General features: G+C 43.6%; 14 protein-coding genes. 9 read left to right on the top strand and 5 right to left on the bottom strand.

Annotation, left to right across the window (positions count from 1 at the left end; all coding sequences use genetic code 11):
* Positions 1-12: 12 nt before the first annotated feature.
* Both GZK95_RS19250 and GZK95_RS19245 read left to right on the top strand, forming a co-directional pair.
* On the top strand, positions 13-630 hold the full coding sequence (locus tag GZK95_RS19250; protein ID WP_075710220.1) for an OmpA family protein: 618 nt from the start codon (positions 13-15) through the stop codon (positions 628-630).
* Between the two features lie 153 nt (positions 631-783).
* Positions 784-2067, top strand: a complete 1284-nt coding sequence (locus GZK95_RS19245) for a DEAD/DEAH box helicase (protein ID WP_075715774.1) — start codon at positions 784-786, stop codon at positions 2065-2067.
* An 80-nt stretch (positions 2068-2147) separates the two neighbouring features.
* Here GZK95_RS19245 and GZK95_RS19240 read toward each other — a convergent pair whose 3' ends face one another.
* Entirely contained in the window at positions 2148-2669 is a 522-nt protein-coding gene (locus tag GZK95_RS19240) for a DUF2058 domain-containing protein (RefSeq protein ID WP_075715775.1), read from the bottom strand.
* An 86-nt stretch (positions 2670-2755) separates the two neighbouring features.
* Positions 2756-3595 (bottom strand): GGDEF domain-containing protein, encoded by an 840-nt coding sequence (locus tag GZK95_RS19235; protein ID WP_075710214.1) that lies wholly within the window; start codon positions 3593-3595, stop codon positions 2756-2758.
* Between the two features lie 345 nt (positions 3596-3940).
* On the opposite strand from GZK95_RS19235, the gene GZK95_RS19230 reads away from it, so the two are divergent.
* The 6 genes from GZK95_RS19230 (at position 3941) to GZK95_RS19205 (ending at position 9278) form a co-directional block, all read left to right on the top strand.
* Positions 3941-4183, top strand: coding sequence for a hypothetical protein (locus GZK95_RS19230; RefSeq protein WP_075715776.1), 243 nt, complete (start codon positions 3941-3943; stop codon positions 4181-4183).
* A 169-nt stretch (positions 4184-4352) separates the two neighbouring features.
* Positions 4353-4616: a hypothetical protein gene (locus GZK95_RS19225; protein WP_075715777.1), complete on the top strand. Its 264-nt coding sequence runs from the start codon at positions 4353-4355 to the stop codon at positions 4614-4616.
* A gap of 295 nt (positions 4617-4911) precedes the next feature.
* Complete coding sequence (locus tag GZK95_RS19220; RefSeq protein ID WP_075715778.1) at positions 4912-5826, top strand: cation transporter; 915 nt, start codon at positions 4912-4914, stop codon at positions 5824-5826.
* A 152-nt stretch (positions 5827-5978) separates the two neighbouring features.
* Positions 5979-6671 carry a hypothetical protein gene (locus GZK95_RS19215; RefSeq protein WP_075715779.1) on the top strand — a complete coding sequence of 231 codons (693 nt, stop codon included), beginning with the start codon at positions 5979-5981 and terminating at the stop codon, positions 6669-6671.
* 497 nt (positions 6672-7168) lie between these two features.
* Positions 7169-8431 carry a bifunctional glucose-1-phosphatase/inositol phosphatase gene (gene agp, locus GZK95_RS19210; RefSeq protein WP_075715780.1) on the top strand — a complete coding sequence of 421 codons (1263 nt, stop codon included), beginning with the start codon at positions 7169-7171 and terminating at the stop codon, positions 8429-8431.
* A gap of 190 nt (positions 8432-8621) precedes the next feature.
* On the top strand, positions 8622-9278 hold the full coding sequence (locus GZK95_RS19205; RefSeq protein WP_075715781.1) for a response regulator transcription factor: 657 nt from the start codon (positions 8622-8624) through the stop codon (positions 9276-9278).
* 105 nt (positions 9279-9383) lie between these two features.
* Here GZK95_RS19205 and GZK95_RS19200 read toward each other — a convergent pair whose 3' ends face one another.
* From GZK95_RS19200 to exaC, 3 genes are all read right to left on the bottom strand, one after another.
* Positions 9384-11951 carry a hybrid sensor histidine kinase/response regulator gene (locus GZK95_RS19200; RefSeq protein WP_075715782.1) on the bottom strand — a complete coding sequence of 856 codons (2568 nt, stop codon included), beginning with the start codon at positions 11949-11951 and terminating at the stop codon, positions 9384-9386.
* A complete protein-coding gene (gene nosP / locus GZK95_RS19195) occupies positions 11944-13089 on the bottom strand; it encodes a nitric oxide-sensing protein NosP (RefSeq protein ID WP_075715783.1) in 1146 nt (381 codons plus the stop codon). The genes GZK95_RS19200 and nosP overlap by 8 nt, the downstream gene beginning before the upstream one ends.
* A 268-nt stretch (positions 13090-13357) precedes the next feature.
* Positions 13358-14878: an acetaldehyde dehydrogenase ExaC gene (gene exaC / locus GZK95_RS19190; RefSeq protein ID WP_075715784.1), complete on the bottom strand. Its 1521-nt coding sequence runs from the start codon at positions 14876-14878 to the stop codon at positions 13358-13360.
* Positions 14879-15233: 355 nt separating this feature from the next.
* Between exaC and GZK95_RS19185 the strand changes: the two genes are divergently transcribed.
* On the top strand, positions 15234-16268 hold the full coding sequence (locus GZK95_RS19185) for an acyltransferase family protein (RefSeq protein ID WP_075715785.1): 1035 nt from the start codon (positions 15234-15236) through the stop codon (positions 16266-16268).
* The last annotated feature ends 11 nt before the right edge of the window (positions 16269-16279 follow it).

The following is a 16279-nucleotide window of genomic DNA, read 5'->3' as shown; positions in this document are numbered from 1 at the left end:
CAAGGATGAAATATGAATCAGCAAATCAACAATACATGCATCGTGTGTGCGCTATCTTTGTTGGCGTCAGCGAGTGGTTGGGCAAATGACGATTTAGTGAGTGTTTGTGGCAAGTCTGACTTTAGTGTCAAAAAGCAAGTGACCGTTCAACAGTCAAAGCGAGTTTCGGTCCTGCAAGGCGGGATGTTGCGTATCGAAGGTGAAGGTACTTTAGCGACAGAAGAGCTGATTAAGTCTGAACTTAACAATATCGGTATCAACAAAGATTGCGCAGAGTATTTTGTTTCGCAAGGGGATCAAACCGATATGAGCGGGCGGATCTACTTTAAGTTTGACAGTGCAAGGTTAACGCCCGCGTCAATAACCGTGTTGGACGCGATGTTAGAGACGATACGTGATACGGAGAACAATATCCTTTTGGAAGGTCACACCGACTCTTACGGCAGTGATGCCTATAACTTTACTCTGGGTATGAAACGTGCCCTTACCGTGCAAGGTTTTCTTGTAGACAATCAAGTTGATAGCTCGAAAATCGAAGCGGTAAGTTATGGGGAGAAGCAACCGATAGCAAGCAATGCTAACTCTGCAGGACGACAACAAAATCGACGTGTTGAGATAAAAGGTATGTAAATGTATTGATGGTAGAGGAGTGGGACTGCTTGGGGTTAAGCAACAAATAAATAAAATTTGTCCCATCCTATCGTCACTTGCTCTATAATACGCGGTCAAGTTTTTGGTCATGCGGGTACATCGCATGGTACGGTCGTTTGTTAGGAACAAGTAATGTCATTTGCATCACAAAATTTTTCACCAGAAGTCGTTAAGGCATTAGTAGAATGTGGTTACGAGAAGTTAACCCCAATTCAGCAAAAAGCGATTCCCTTGGCTCGTCGTGGTCATGACATTCTCGCGAATGCACAAACGGGTACTGGTAAAACAGCGGCGTTCGCATTGCCGATTATTCAGAACATTCTTGATAAGCCAAAAAGCGCCAATCGTCATCAGACTCGAGCAGTCATTTTGGCGCCAACACGTGAGTTGGCCGCTCAGATAGCGCAAAACATTCAAGACTATACCAAATATACAGATCTGCGAACGGTTGCCGTTTATGGTGGCGCGAAGATGTCATCGCAAGAAAAAACACTGCAAAGTGGTGTTGATATCTTGGTTGCGACACCAGGACGCTTGATTGAGCACCTAGAGTTGAACAATGTTTCTTTAGCCAACTTAGAGTTTTTGGTTTTTGATGAAGCGGATCGAATGCTCGACATGGGCTTTATTTCAGCTATTGAGAAGATCATGTCTGGTGTGACAAGCAAACCACAAACGATGCTTTTCTCTGCAACATTTTCGACCCAGATGAACACTTTAGCGGCGAAAATACTTCGTCAACCCAAGCGTATCGCCATCTCGCGTGAAAACGTCACTGCCGAAACGGTAGCACATGTTGTTTATCCGGTAGAGCAAGAGCGCAAACGTGAGCTACTCTCAGAACTCATTGGGCGTAAAAACTGGCAGCAAGTTTTGGTGTTCGTTAACTATAAAGAAACCGCAAATGAGTTGCTTAAAGAGCTGAAACTTGACGGCATCAAAGCCGTACTGTGCCATGGTGATAAAGCGCAAAGCGCTCGCCGTCGTGCCCTTGATGAGTTCAAGCAAGGTAAAGCGCGTGTGATGATTGCAACTGATGTTGCCGCTCGAGGTTTGGATATTCAAAACCTACCACATGTGGTCAACTTTGATATGCCGTTTTTAGCTGAAGATTATGTACATCGTATCGGTCGTACAGGACGTGCAGGGCAGAAAGGCCATGCGGTATCGTTCGTTAACCGCGATGAGGAACTGACACTTCAACAAGTTGAGTCATTGATTGGTCAGCGTATCTATCGTAAAGAGTTAGAAGGGTATGAACCTAAAAACCGTGCCGCGCTGCTAGAGAAAATGCACTCGAAGCCGGCATTTAAAAACCGCCGTTCTCGTATGAACAACCCAAGTGATGCAAGTCAAGGTGAAGCGGAGCGTCGCAGCCGCCTTTACCGTATGATTCGCGCGAAGAACAAGGGCTAGTCTCGATAGTCAACTAATAGTAAAAAAGGGCGTTCTCTAATACTGAGGACGCCCTTTTTCATTTTTCTGTATCGGTGTGATTACCACATCAAATCGTCGGGAACGACAAAGTCTGCATATGGGTCGTCTTCGTCAATGGTATCCGCTTGTTTTTCTTTTTGGTCGATAATGGCTTCTGCATCGCGTTGAGCGATTTTGTTGGCTACAGCGCTTGGGATTACCACGTAACTTTCTTCTGAGCGGGCAATCGCTAAAATTCCTTTGCTTAGTTGATCTCGAACTAATTGCTCAACATAAAGCGATTTCACTAAAGTGCCGTCAGTAAAGTTGTATTTGATGTCACCATCGCCCAGGTCGAGTTTGTTCATCTCAATTAGTTGCTTGATTTGTGCCTGTACTTCTTTGGTCTGGCGTTGCTCATTTTGTTGAGCGCTAAGCTCTTTGTCTCGCTCTTGTTGCAGACGTTTGTTTTCTTCTACGGCTGCTTTCACCTCACGCGCTTGAACACGAGATTTTTTTGAGCCCTTTTTTGCTTTCTTAAGCTTCTTTTCGTTAACAAGTCCAGCTTTTAACATCTGTTCTTGGAGCGTTAGTTTCGCCATGATCTTCTCTAGCTATTAGTAATGCTGTTATTCTACCTGACTCTGACAGGGGAAATAAAGTTATCAATTAACGCTATCACATCAGGTTATGAAAACGTGTTGATTTCAAAATCGTAGGGCGAACTACTGGCTTTGAACATTTTCATTTCGTACAAATCTTCATCAGCTTCTTTGATCGCTTGGTCAAAGTAATTGTGACTGCATGCAGCAGTGCCATAGCTAAACTCAATAGACTCAACTTCACACGCTTTGGTGAATCGTTCGATAAAGTTTTCAGCGTGGTTTATATCGACAATGGCGATAAACTCATCGCCCCCAACTCGAAATGCGTAGCCAATTTCATCGCAGCAACGAATTAAACGTCGACCAAAAACGGTCAAAACTTGATCGCCAACATTATGACCTTTGGAGTCGTTAATCTGTTTGAACTTATCAAGGTCAAGATAGAACAGTTGGTAATGCCCGTGAGGAACAAGGCTTAGCGCTGACCTAGTGTAGCATTTAGTCAGATTGTCCAATAACGCGAGTTTGTTCACTTTACTTAAGTGTTTATATAGACCAAAGATGACACAGCCATATGCCACAAGTAATAAGCCTTCATCGAGTAAGGCATCAGCGAAGGGGAAGCGATGGCTAATGACTAAGTCGATGTAAACAATCTCGGTAATCGCATCATAGAACCCATTGAGGATTCCGATCCAAATACCCACTCGTACCACTTTGGAATTGATTACTTTTTCACTCAACGAAGCAATGATCACAACGCTGTACAGGCGAGTGACTTCAAGTATGTAATCGTAGATTGATTCCAGTTCCACTTGGAAAACGAATACGGGCACAAAAAACATTAAAGGTACGATGGAAAGCTTTAAAGCGTTTTGCACCAACATATGGGTGATTTGATTGTTATTAAAAAGCGCTCTCATAGAAATACTGCAATCATGTAGTCACATGAGGATATTACCATAAATGCAACTAGTTGAATTTAAAATATACGGTTTGTCAGGGTTTGAAAGTGTATTTGTGTTAGATACAGCAAAAATAGGTTTTATTCTTGTTCAATTATGAAACCAAACACGGTCAATATCGGGAAGTGACGCAACTTTTCAACGGTGTTGTTCTCCTGACCAAAGATCTTAGTCTGCTTTACGTTTCAGTGATTCACCTCAGGGACAGGAGGGAACGGATAGGCGCTTGGAGTAATACTGTTGTCATTTTTACGCTCTATTCTAGCGAGAATTTGATTAGCAGAGCCAAGTTAAGTGATTAATATGACTAAAAATACCCATCCAAAAGACCAAAAAATTATTCGACTACTTCAGCAAAATGGCTTGATCAAAAATGAGGCGAGGCAAAGGCTCAAGCAAGAGGTGTACAGTTTGGACCGTAATGAGATACAGAAAATACAGCGTTACTCTAAGCATTTTGGCCTGAATGCGAAGCAGAAAATGATTAATGAGATACTCGACATTCGTCGAGACACAATGCTCGGAAAGCTTTCAGCCTCATTTTAGTCATATTGGAAACTACCGTTTAAGAATACACTCCAAGAACAGAATTAATCGCAAAAACACCGATTTATCGTTGATATTATGTGCAGATGGGTGCGTTTGTCGAACTTTTACTAGCAGAAGGGGTTGCTTAGGAATACAATCATTTCTTTAAAATTGCAGTATTGATTCCATGAATAGAGCAAATGTTGCAGGGGCAATTGTAGCCCTAACTGGTTTTGCGGCGTTTCTATTTCTGTTTGCGTCTGGCTCTAATGTCCCTGTTATAAAACTGCCTAGTGAGGCACTGCACGGGCTCGCATTTACCTTTGCGTGGGGGTTCGGTGTCCCAGACTATCTCGCCTATACGCTATCTATTGTTTTGATGATCGCTGTGTTCTTCAGTTTTTTCCGTATTGGTAAATGGGTAACCCAGTTGCTGTTTAAACTGGATTAAACCACCTCACGCCTAAAATCTTGCATCGTACGATGACATATGAGTTTAGTTCGACTGAACTCGGGTATTGCCTTGTTCCGCCATTCCTATTTTTGAGCTCATGTACCACTCACAATTATATTGAAGAAAACTTCGCCAATTTGTAAATCATTTTGAGTATGGATTGGCGTGTGTATAGTGAAGTGATAGGATTTGCTGGTTAGAATAAGCTTCTGATATTGATGGTCAAAATAACCAGTCATGATGCTTGTTCAAAAAGCAGGAAGTATCAAATTGCGTAGTGAGGGAGACGTTGGTGAAAGAGCAAATCGTGAAGATCGAGAGCCAAGCATTAAAACTTGGAATTTTTGCCAACTTGATTATGGCGTTTTCTGGGTGGGGGGCATATTACCTTTCGGGTTCTGAGGCGTTAATGCTGGATGGGAATATCTCTTTTATCCTGTTTATTACCGCCATCGTAGCGCTGAAAATTACCCAAATAAAATCACTAAAAACCGAAAACTATCCGTTTGGTCTTTATGTCACTGAAGCGCTCTACAGTTTGACCAAAGGGCTACTCTTACTTGGCGTTGTTATCTCTGCCATCGTTACCAATGGCTCAAAAATTCTTAGCTATCTCAATGGCGATGAGTTAGCAACGTTGCAAACAGGTATTATTGTTTACTATGCAATTGCAATGGTCGCTATTTGCTGGGGACTGTCAGCTTTTTACTATTTTCAAAATAAGAAAATTAACAACAATAGTTCGATGCTGATCGTCGATCAAAAATCATCATTTATTGATGGAATACTGTCAGCATCGACAGGTGCGGTGTTGATCGTTATTGGCAGTATTGAAGCGGGTAGTAGTTATGACTTTCTGCTCTATATTGGTGATGCGATCTTGGTGTTTATCCTTGCTTTACTGATGATTCGTCAACCGCTATCAATAATCAGTGACTCATTTGTTGAGTTGGCTGGAGGCAAGTTGCAAAACCGTGAGCAGCACCAAGAGATACTCACTATTGTGTCTCAGTATCTTGACCCTCTAGGTTATAAATCGGAGCCTAAAGTATCCAAAACGGGCTCTAGCTACCTAGTTGTTATCGAGTTTCCAATTGAGGCTTTACAGCAACTAGAACATCAGCAATGGCGACAAGGAAAGCTTGATTTAACTAATCAACTCGCGAGTAAGTACCCTCATATTGATGTTGAAATGGTGGTGCGCTAACTCAAGTTGCAAAAACTTGGGCCCACACTTTGAACCCAATTTATAAAAAAATAGCCGACGTATTACATTTGGCGTTACTGGCTCACAGTTTACATATGTTGCTTCTGTCACACTAAGGCGTTGTAGGTAAGAAAGGGATGGAGAACTTACAGATGACGATCAACTTATTTAGTGAGCATTTAAAGCACGCCAAGGCTATTTATCGCGATGCTACTCAATTCGATGAATTTAAGCAGACTTGTCTATTCTTACATAGCCTTGTGCATGTCTCTGGAGTGGGGCAGTTAGCGCAAAAGTCCTATGAAGATGAACTCTGGCAAGGCTTGACCACGCACGACGCCAAAACGGCGGTCAACGAGAAAGGTCGTACCGTGGTTTATGGCATGTTGCATGCGAGTAGAATAGAAGATATTACGGTCAATTTACTCGTGGCTGAGCAACCCCAAATCCTTGATGAGCAGTGGCTAGCTCGTATTGGCTCGCCAATCTCAGACACAGGGAATCAACTTACCCAGCGAGAGCTTCTCTCTTTCAGTCAGATGATCGATGTCGATGCACTTAGAGCGTATCGTCAAACAGTCGGCTTTAACACTCAGAAAATATTGTCTGAGCTAGAGTTTGCAGATCTTCAACGTCGTTTTTCGTCTGATATCCTCCAAGGCGTGTTTCAGTCTCATGCGGTGGCGCAACATCCAGATTCAGAATGGTTGGTCGAGTTCTGGGGCAAGAAGAATGTGGCAGGGATTATTTTTATGCCGGTCACAAGACATAATCTACTTCATATCAACGAGTCAAAAAGAGCCAAGGCAAAAGCGCCGAAGTGCGTGGCCACAAACCACGCTTAAGTGAAGAGAAAGAAAGTTTTGATAGCGGGGTGAGCATTTAGTCCACCGCGTCTTTGTTGTCGGCGCTATCTGGGATCCAAGTTCGCGATAGATATCAGAGATGTAAATGCGTTGTTTTGCTAACTCAACAATCATTTTTGTGACATCACGCACTTAGTGGTTTGAAATAGTGACTGCTTCGAAACATTGAAAGGCACTTTCACTTTTTCTCGTCAATCTTCATCACAATGAAAGGGAGACTGGCTACATAGAAATATTTTGGGTTTCACATTGCGTGAACTGAAAGGTTTTTTCGCCAGTTAGGAGCATCTGGTTAAGCGTGATCTAGGTATAATTTTTTCTGTTTGCTGAGTGATTGAATAATAAGCCAATAAGGCACGCTACATCGCATAAAATTTGAAACTCAATGTAACCTCAATCAGTTTAAACAAGCGTTGATGTTTTATAACAGGCGGGAGTAGTGAGTTATTTAATTATCCAGCAGATGGGAACACACTATGAAATACAACAAAGTCGCGCTTGGCACCTTGCTCGCTCTCTGTTCAACGGCCGTACTTGCACAAAGTGCTGGTAATAGTAATCCAGCGCCTAAAGGATACACCTTGGAACAGGTGGTGTTGGTAAGCCGCCACGGTTTACGAGCACCACTTGCAACTGGTGATAGTACACTGGGTAAATCGAGCGCTTATGCGTTTCCTGCTTGGGAAACTAAAGGCAGCTGGTTAACCCCAAAAGGACAAGTGCTTGAAGCGTATTTTGGTCATTACATAAAAGACTGGCTAGTGCAAAATGGTCTTTTTGAGAAAAACGTATGTCCAAAAGCTGAACAAGTGACGGTTTACACCAATAGTAAACAACGCACTATCGCAACTGGTGAGTTCTTTGCCGCTGGCGCTTTCCCTGGATGTAATCTTCCTGTCGAGAATCGCGAAGCAATCGATACGATGGATTACACATTTAGTCCTGTGATTCGAGACGGCTCAGAAGCATTTAAGAAAGCGGGCTTAAAAGCAATGGAAGAAGAAGCAAGTTCTACAGGCATTGCAGGGATGAATAAAGAGCTTAAGCCTGCTTATGATTTGCTAAATAAAATCGTTGATTACAAAGACTCGCCTGCTTGTAAAGAGACCGGAATCTGTGATATCTCAAAAATCCCTACAACTTTATCTTTTAACAAAGACAAAGAGCCTGGGATTAATGGTCCACTGCGCTTAGGTACGATTATCTCTGATGCATTTATACTGCAATACTATGATGGTTACCCAATGGAAGATGTGGCTTGGGGTAAAATTAAGAATAACAAAGAGTGGTTAGAACTTGCTCAAATTAAAGACAAATACGGTGAAGTATTATTTGGCGCGCCTCTAGTAGCCAAGCATGTAGCTAAGCCGCTATTAGACTATGTCGACAAAACAATGAAAACAGGCAGTGAAGAAGAACTTACTGTGTTGGTGGGGCACGATTCTAACGTCGTTTCGCTACTTTCTGCGTTAAACGTTAAACCTTATGTATTACCTGATACCTTTGAAAATACGCCAATTGGCGGCAAGATTGCTATTGAACGTTGGCAAAGTCCAAAAGGCCAAGAGCTAGTGAGATTAGAGTATATTTATCAAACCAGCGACCAAATTCGCAATCTGGTACCGTTAAATCTAAAAACACCAGCTCAGCATGTCACTTTAGAAATGGCTGATTGCCCAACCGATAAGCATGGCTTCTGCTCATTTGAGACGTTCAAAGAAAAACTAGCGAAATTCTAGTCCAGTGTTCAGTAAGGGAGAGTCAATAAGTGGCTCTCTTTTTGTCCAAGAGTCACCGAAGTGAGTTTGTTAATTATTTGTGATCTATAAAGGGTGTTTTACGACTAATGGATGAGGTAGGTTAGCTTGCCACCGTATCTCAATCAGTTAAGCTGATTAATAGCTCAACTAATCGAGAGGCTCTATCGTTATGTACAAGGTCTTGATCGCAGACGATCACCCGTTATTTCGAGATGCCATTACTCATATTTTGGCTGAAAAATTCCCTGATTGCGCCACGCAAGAGACGGAAGATATTGCCACGACACTAGCCGTTGCAAAACAGCATCCAGACTTAGATTTAATCATGCTTGATCTGAACATGCCGGGAATGTCGGGGTTAAATGGGTTACTTGACCTTATCAGTGAATGCCCGACCACACCAGTTGTGGTGGTTTCAGCGGAGAACAATAAACAGATCATACTCCAAACTATGGCCTATGGCGCTGTAGGCTTTATTTCAAAGTCTTCATCTAAAGATGAGATTTCTGATGCGATCTCTATGGTTTTAGAGGGCAATGTATATCTACCTGCCGATATTCTGCGCGCTCAGTCAACGTCGACAAGTAAGCATGACTCACCAATTTTACCAGAGATGCTTTCTTCCCTCACTCGTCGCCAACTGATGGTGCTTAAATGTATGACCAAAGGGGAAGCGAACAAGCAAATTGCCTATAATCTTAATGTTTCTGAAACCACCGTTAAGTCTCATGTTTCTTCTATTCTTAAAAAGCTTGGTGTTACCAATCGCGTTCAAGCGGTATTGGGCTGTAGCGGTATTGATTTTAACCAATACCTTAAAAGGTAGCCGTTCAAACTTGCGGATTTTTACTCCAATGACGTCACTATGCAGAGCTCAGAACACTGTCACTGGTTTGCGCATAGGGAAAACTGCGACGTGAAATTCTTCTCTCTACTTTAGCAAGAAGAAAATTGAGGTTTTTAGTTTCATTGGTTTGACGGGTTTGTTGAGCAGCAATATGCCATGAGTTTTGACTTGAGCTTTGAGTTCATCGCTGTAATTGGCGGTGATCATTAATGTTGGTAATGGCTTCTCTCTAAGTTGGTTGACTTCTACAGCTACGTCCAGACCATTTTCATCATTGTCCAAGTGGTAGTCGACAATCAAAAGATCCACTATGTCCGAACCGAGGTTCACTTGAGAGCGTAGCTGTTCAAAACTGGCAGCAGTCGTCACCTCGCACTGCCATTTGCCCAGTAACTGCTTCATGGCCTCACAGATACTTGCATCATTATCAACCAGCCAAATCTTACGACCGGTTAAGTCTGTGCTAGCGAGAGCATGATTGATATGAGTGTGCTCTTTTTTCCCAGACTCGGGCGCTCCAATCGGCACGGTGACAGAGAACACTGAGCCTTTTCCTTCTACTGAGTCTACTTCGATAGGGTGCTGGAGTACCGTGGATAGTTTATCGACTATTGCCAAGCCCAACCCTAAGCCATTACGAAATGCTTTTTGTGATGTACTAAGGCGTTTGAACTCTTTGAAAATCTCACTTAGTTGGTCCTGCGCGATACCGGAACCGTTATCCCACACTTGAATAGTGATGTGGTCTGCTTTTCTTCTGCAACCAAGTAGCACTTTACCGTTGTCGGTATATCGAAAGGCATTAGAAAGAAAGTTGCGTAAGATACGGGCGAGGAGAACGCTGTCAGAGTGGACGATGGCATTTACGGGAACATGTTTTAAGGCTACGTTGAATTGCGCGGATTGATGTTGATACTCGTTGACCAGATTGATGAGTAGCTCACCGAGGTTGAAGTGATGTTTATCCGCTTTGACGACACCAGCATCAAGCTTAGAAATATCGACTAGAGTGCTGATTAAGTTTTCTAAGTCGTCGAGTGAGTTTGAAATGGAACCGACTAACTTTTCGTCAGCTTGTTGAGGTATTTGGCTGCTTAGCGTGCTGGTAAACAGTTGTGCTGCATTGAGTGGCTGCAACAAATCATGGCTCACTGCGGCAAGAAACTTAGATTTAGAGGCATTGGCCTGTTCAGCCTCACGTTTGGCAGCGGTTAGGTTGAGTTGTACGCGTCGACGTTCCTCAACTTCGTTTTGCAATACATGATTGAGCTTTTGTAATTGGGCGGTACGCTCATTGACTCTGACTTCAAGAGAATCATGCGCCTTTTGTAACGCTATAGCACTTTTGATTCGTGTCGTGATGTCTCGTACTAATACAAAGAAACCGAGTACCGAACCATTAGCATCTCTATTTGGGACGTAAGATTTGTGCAAATAAGCGGGTTGACCAAGGTGATTACTTTCTTCAACTTCGAAGCTGACACTCTCTCCTTGCAGGGCCCGAGTGACATAAGGCTGCAGTTGTTCAAACTGACTATTCACACGCTGATTAACTAAGTCGACACCGTAGCGCTCACCGCTCTCTCTACCATACCAATCCTGATATACTTTGTTGGTAAACTGAAACGTCAAATCGGCCCCAACATACGCAATCATCGCGGGAACATTATCGGTGATCAGACGCAATCGACTTTCGCTTTCTCGTAATGATTCAGCGTATTGATGAGCGGCAGTGATATCTGTGTAGGTATTAATCGTTTTGCCATTGCTCAGGCGATGGCTGCGCATTTCAACGACGGTACCATTAGTGAGTTTCTGCACCTTATGTGCATCGTTGCGAGTTGAGTCTGTCAACGACAAGTCTAACTCTGTTGAAGCCGTTAGGTTTTGCAAGAATGGGTTTGAGCGCAGCATTTGTGGTGAAAGCTTGCTCATCTCAATAAACCGCTGGTTCCAAACCTCAACTTGGTTGTGACTACTAATCATAATCACGCCCTGAGATAGGTTGTCGACCAAGTTTTGTAGTAACTTCGATTTTTGTGCCATCGCTTGTTCATAGCGAGCACTTTCTGCCATTTTTAGTGCGGTAATGTCGGTGTAGAGCATTACCCAGCCCCCTTCGCGAGTTCGGCGTTCACTGAGTTGGAACCATCGATTGTCTGATAGTTTGTAGACTGGGTTTTGATTCGCATTACCTGGGTAGGCTTGCGAGATGATCCCGCGGGTTTTGGCGAGAGCCTTAAAATCGTTGAGGTTGGTCCCTTGCTCCGTTTTTAACCCTACTTTTTTCCAGTAATTTAGAAAATGGCTGTTCTGTAGAATAATGCGACCGTCGCTATCGAGTAGGACAAACGCATCTGAAATACTCTCTATTGCATCAATAAAACGTTGTTTAAAGATGTTGGCTTGTTCGTTGGCTTGTTTTAGCGCGCGATTACTGCGTTCAAGTTCCGCGAGCGTTTCATTCAGGATCCGCGTCTTGTCTTGCACTTGCTGGGCTAACTGCACTGAATGTTCAAAAGTGGCGTACGGTTGATTACCCAAGCTGCCACTCTCTTCGATACGTTGCATCAGTACTCGGTTGATCTTTTTGAGTTTTTCATTTTGCTGTCTTAATTGAGCTAACTCTTGCTGTAACTCCTTATTAGTCATAGAGTTCACCGGAGATGTAGACACCTGTAAAGGTTTGGTTTAGGTGCATGCCGCTAATATGTTCGCCATAGGTGTTAAAACCAAAAATGCGATGCTGTTGTTGCAAGTTCGCCATCGCAGGAGTGAGTTTTTTTTGCTCTATCTCTAATCTGCGCAATACGCAGTCGCAAGCCAAAACGGTTTCAGCGTACGAGAGCTTTTGCTGCAAAACCTCTAGTTGTGCAGCTAGCGTGTTTATAATGTCACTCATCTCGACTGCGCTGAGAACAATGCCCGTATCAACGGCGCAGTAAAAGGACAGACTAAGATCGTCATTCACTTTCTGAATCGCGCGAGCATAATAGTTGCTGCCGATTTTTACCGCTAAAGGGTAAAGAGAGAAAACCTCAGGGCTTAGGCTTGAGACTTGTATACCGAGAACTCGGGCGTATTCATTGGCGGCAGGTTCAGAGTTCAGTTCGTAAACGGTTCGAGAGAGCGGATCGGCGGCAGTGACCACCATTTTTTCCATACAGCTATCGATGTGGTGACTGTTAAATACCTCAAACATACAGCGTGAGTTGAACATGATCACGACCGCAGCGTTGTGTACAAAACTCCCTTGATGATACACATGCGTGTTGGCGAGATTGATGTCATCGCCAGCAGAGCCGCCAAAGTGGGGGATGCCATTCGCGGCAGAATTTAACGTGTTTAAAAACTCTTCTTCACGCGTAGAGAGGCCATCAATTAACGTCATCAAAAACGGGGCGTAGCGGGCATGATGGTCACTTTGAGTATGGCAATTTTCTAATAGTTGGTTGATTATGCGTTGCGCTTGAATGAGATCGAACTGATCGATGGATTTCACTGTTGTACTGCTAACAGCGAAGTATTCAGGGTTAAACCAGATCGCGACGAGCGAATGTTGTTGGTAACCATTTTGTGTCACTTCTCCCGCAGTTGTGCATCCAGCGAGTTCGACGTGAGTGAAGCGCTGCTCCATTGCGTTAGCCAGTTGCTCGAGCGGATACACTGCTGAGCAGTAGAACAACACAAAGCCTTCTGTGGGAGCGCCAAGTTGTTGATGTATATCTTGACTTGCTTGAACCGGGTCGAGTATTACACTCACTGCCTGCTTGGTTTTCGTTTTAGCCATACCTATTCCTGTGGATACCGTTTTCGATTCTCGAGGTGGTACAAGAACTTATCCATAAACTGAGATGTTAAAATAGCGTTAAATTAACTATTTTGCATATATTGAAGGAGATTTTGCTAACTGAAATGATGAAAGTATGTAGTCATTGGCGATTGAGACTGTGGGTTTGCATCAGTTTGCTGAAACAGTATTGAGGTTTTTAAGTAAAAAGATATGGCTAGGGAGAAGTGCCGTCGAGCGACTTGAGCCGCTCGACGAAAAGATACCGTTAGAAAAAGCCGAGTGGGCTAGTGCTATAACTAACGAGTAGGTTCTTAGTTTGCTGATAGTGATCGAGCATCATTTTATGGGTTTCACGACCGATACCTGATTTTTTATAGCCTCCAAATGCGGCGTGCGCAGGGTATAGATGGTAGCAGTTTGTCCAGATACGGCCCGCTTGGATACCTCTGCCCATCCGGTAAGCGCGATTGGTGTCACGAGTCCATACGCCAGCACCCAAACCGTAGGCGGAGTCATTAGCGATAGCCAGTGCTTCAGCTTCGTCTTTAAAGGTCGTGACAGCGATTACGGGACCAAAAATTTCTTCTTGGAAGATACGCATAGAGTTATCACCTTGCAGGATCGTTGGCTGAATATAGAAACCATTATTGAGTGCATCACCTAGCGTCTCTTGATCTCCGCCAGTCAGCACTGTTGCCCCCTCGTTTTTCCCAATATCGAGGTAGCTCATGATTTTATCAAACTGTTCTTGGGAAGCCTGAGCCCCAACCATTGTGGAGGTATCGAGTGGATTGCCACGCACAATCTGTTTGGTTTTTTCCAGCACTTTTTGCATAAACTGGTCGAAGATATCTTCTTGAATGAGCGCTCGGGATGGACAAGTACACACTTCGCCTTGGTTAAAGAAACCCAGTACAAAGCCTTCCGCACACTTGTCTAAATACTCATCTTCATGTTGGACAACGTCGTTAAAATAAATATTGGGTGATTTACCACCGAGTTCAACGGTTGACGGAATGAGGTTTTCAGCGGCACATTTCAAAATATGGTGCCCGACAGATGTGGAACCAGTGAATGCGAGTTTGCCAATGCGCGTGCTAGTTGCGAGCGCTTCACCTGCTTCTTGCCCCAAACCATTAACTACGTTTAAAACACCTGCCGGTAATAGATCTTCAATCAACTCAATCAGTAGTAATATACTGGCTGGTGTTTGCTCTGCGGGTTTTAATACAATGCAGTTGCCAGCCGCAAGGGCTGGTGCAATTTTCCAAGCCGCCATAAGTAACGGGAAGTTCCAAGGTATAATTTGTCCAACAACACCAATAGGTTCATGGAAGTGGTAAGCCACCGTGCCATTATCAATCTCTGATACGCTTCCTTCTTGAGCTCGTATGCATCCAGCAAAGTAGCGAAAATGATCCGAACTTAGAGGAATATCTGCAGCGAGAGTTTCGCGAACGGGTTTGCCGTTCTCCCAAGTTTCTGCCACTGCCAATGCTTCTAAATTGGCATCAATACGATCGGCGATCTTCAATAAGATATTTGATCGTTCTTGCACAGAAGTTGCTCCCCAAGACTCTTTTGCCGCATGCGCGGCGTCAATCGCGAGGTCGATATCTTGTGAACATGAGCGTGGAATACGGCAAAACTCTTCACCAGTTACCGGTGACGAGTTATTAAAATACTCGCCCTTTACAGGTGGCACCCATTCGCCGCCAATAAAATTTTCATACTGAGATTTAAAAGATACGACAGAGCCGTCGCTACCAGGGTATGCGTAAATCATAGTTCACCTCGAAGTCAGACATAGTAGAGTGCTGCTCTTTCCATGGTCTGGTTAGTCACTGTTTTGGTAAGACCAAAACCCTTGTTAACTTCATCATAGTGTTAACCTGCTGGTGGGAGATATGCTTCCTTAGCTGCAAAAAGTTCCTACTTTAGGAGGAAAAACGGTGGATTTAGTCGCCTTTGAACCATGTCAGGCAAATGGTCTTCGTGGTGCGTATTTAACCGATAAACTGACATCTCGTGTTGGGTTGTCTTATTTTTGATAAATCAATTTATTGGTGCTGGCTGAGTTAAATATTCCAAACACTTTGCTTTAGTATGGGCCTAATAGTATTTAGTTATATTGAGGTTGTATGAGTAAGCACAGGTTACTAGAGCTGGATGCGTTAAGAGGGGTGGCGGCTTTTTGCGTGGTACTTTATCACTACATTTATCGTTATGACGAGATTTACTCTCATCCTGAGATGAGTGTCGCTTGGATTCAGGTTGCAGAGTTTGGCGTACAGCTGTTCTTTATGATCAGTGGTTTCGTTATTTTTTGGACTCTGAATCGAACGCAAAGACCGTTAGACTTTATCGTGTCACGGTTTTCTCGACTCTATCCAGTATATTGGGCGGCGCTGTTTGTCACTTTTGCTGTCGTCTCTCTGTTTGGTTTACCTGGCAGGGAAGTGGCATTGACCGAAGCCATCATGAATGTGCTGATGTTTCACGAGTATCTTTTGGTTCCCCATGTTGATGGCGTCTACTGGACGCTGACCGTCGAACTGACGTTCTATTTTTGGATGTTTACCCTGTATTTGACATCACGATTGGATAGCGTTGAGAGTTACAGTTTGGTGATCATTTTCTTCTCAGTGCTTCATTCTTTGGGCGTGCTCGATATTCCTGCGCCGATCTACAAGATACTTTTGATGCGAGATCTGCCAATGTTTCTCGCTGGTATCTGTTTTTATCGCTTGATGAGTGATGGTGGTGACAAGCGAAGAATCATGTTGACTCTTTGTCTCACGTTGCTTTCATCATTAGCGATCTATTCGTGGCGAGAGTTTTGCATTTTTGCTGGCTTCTATGCGGTGTTTTTCCTCGCCACAAGCAATAGATTGCCGATATTGAGTGTGCGACCATTAGTGGCGCTTGGTGCCATTTCATATTCCTTATATCTTGTTCATCAAAACATCGGTTATGTCATCATCAACTATACCTATCAATTGGGCATAAATCCGATTCTGGGTATCATCGCGGCGGTTCTTGTGTCGATTGCCATTGCGAGTGTATTAACTAAGTATGTAGAGAAACCGTCACTTGCACGGATTAGAAGCGCTTATCGGCAGAGTGAACAGATGCAGAAGATGGCAAGAAAGCTATCTTTCTCGTTTGGGCGCTAATTGTGGATTAG

Source organism: Vibrio panuliri (assembly GCF_009938205.1).
GTDB lineage: Bacteria > Pseudomonadota > Gammaproteobacteria > Enterobacterales > Vibrionaceae > Vibrio > Vibrio panuliri.
Note: the sequence above shows the minus strand (reverse complement) of the source record. Positions and strands in the feature narration are given on the sequence as shown.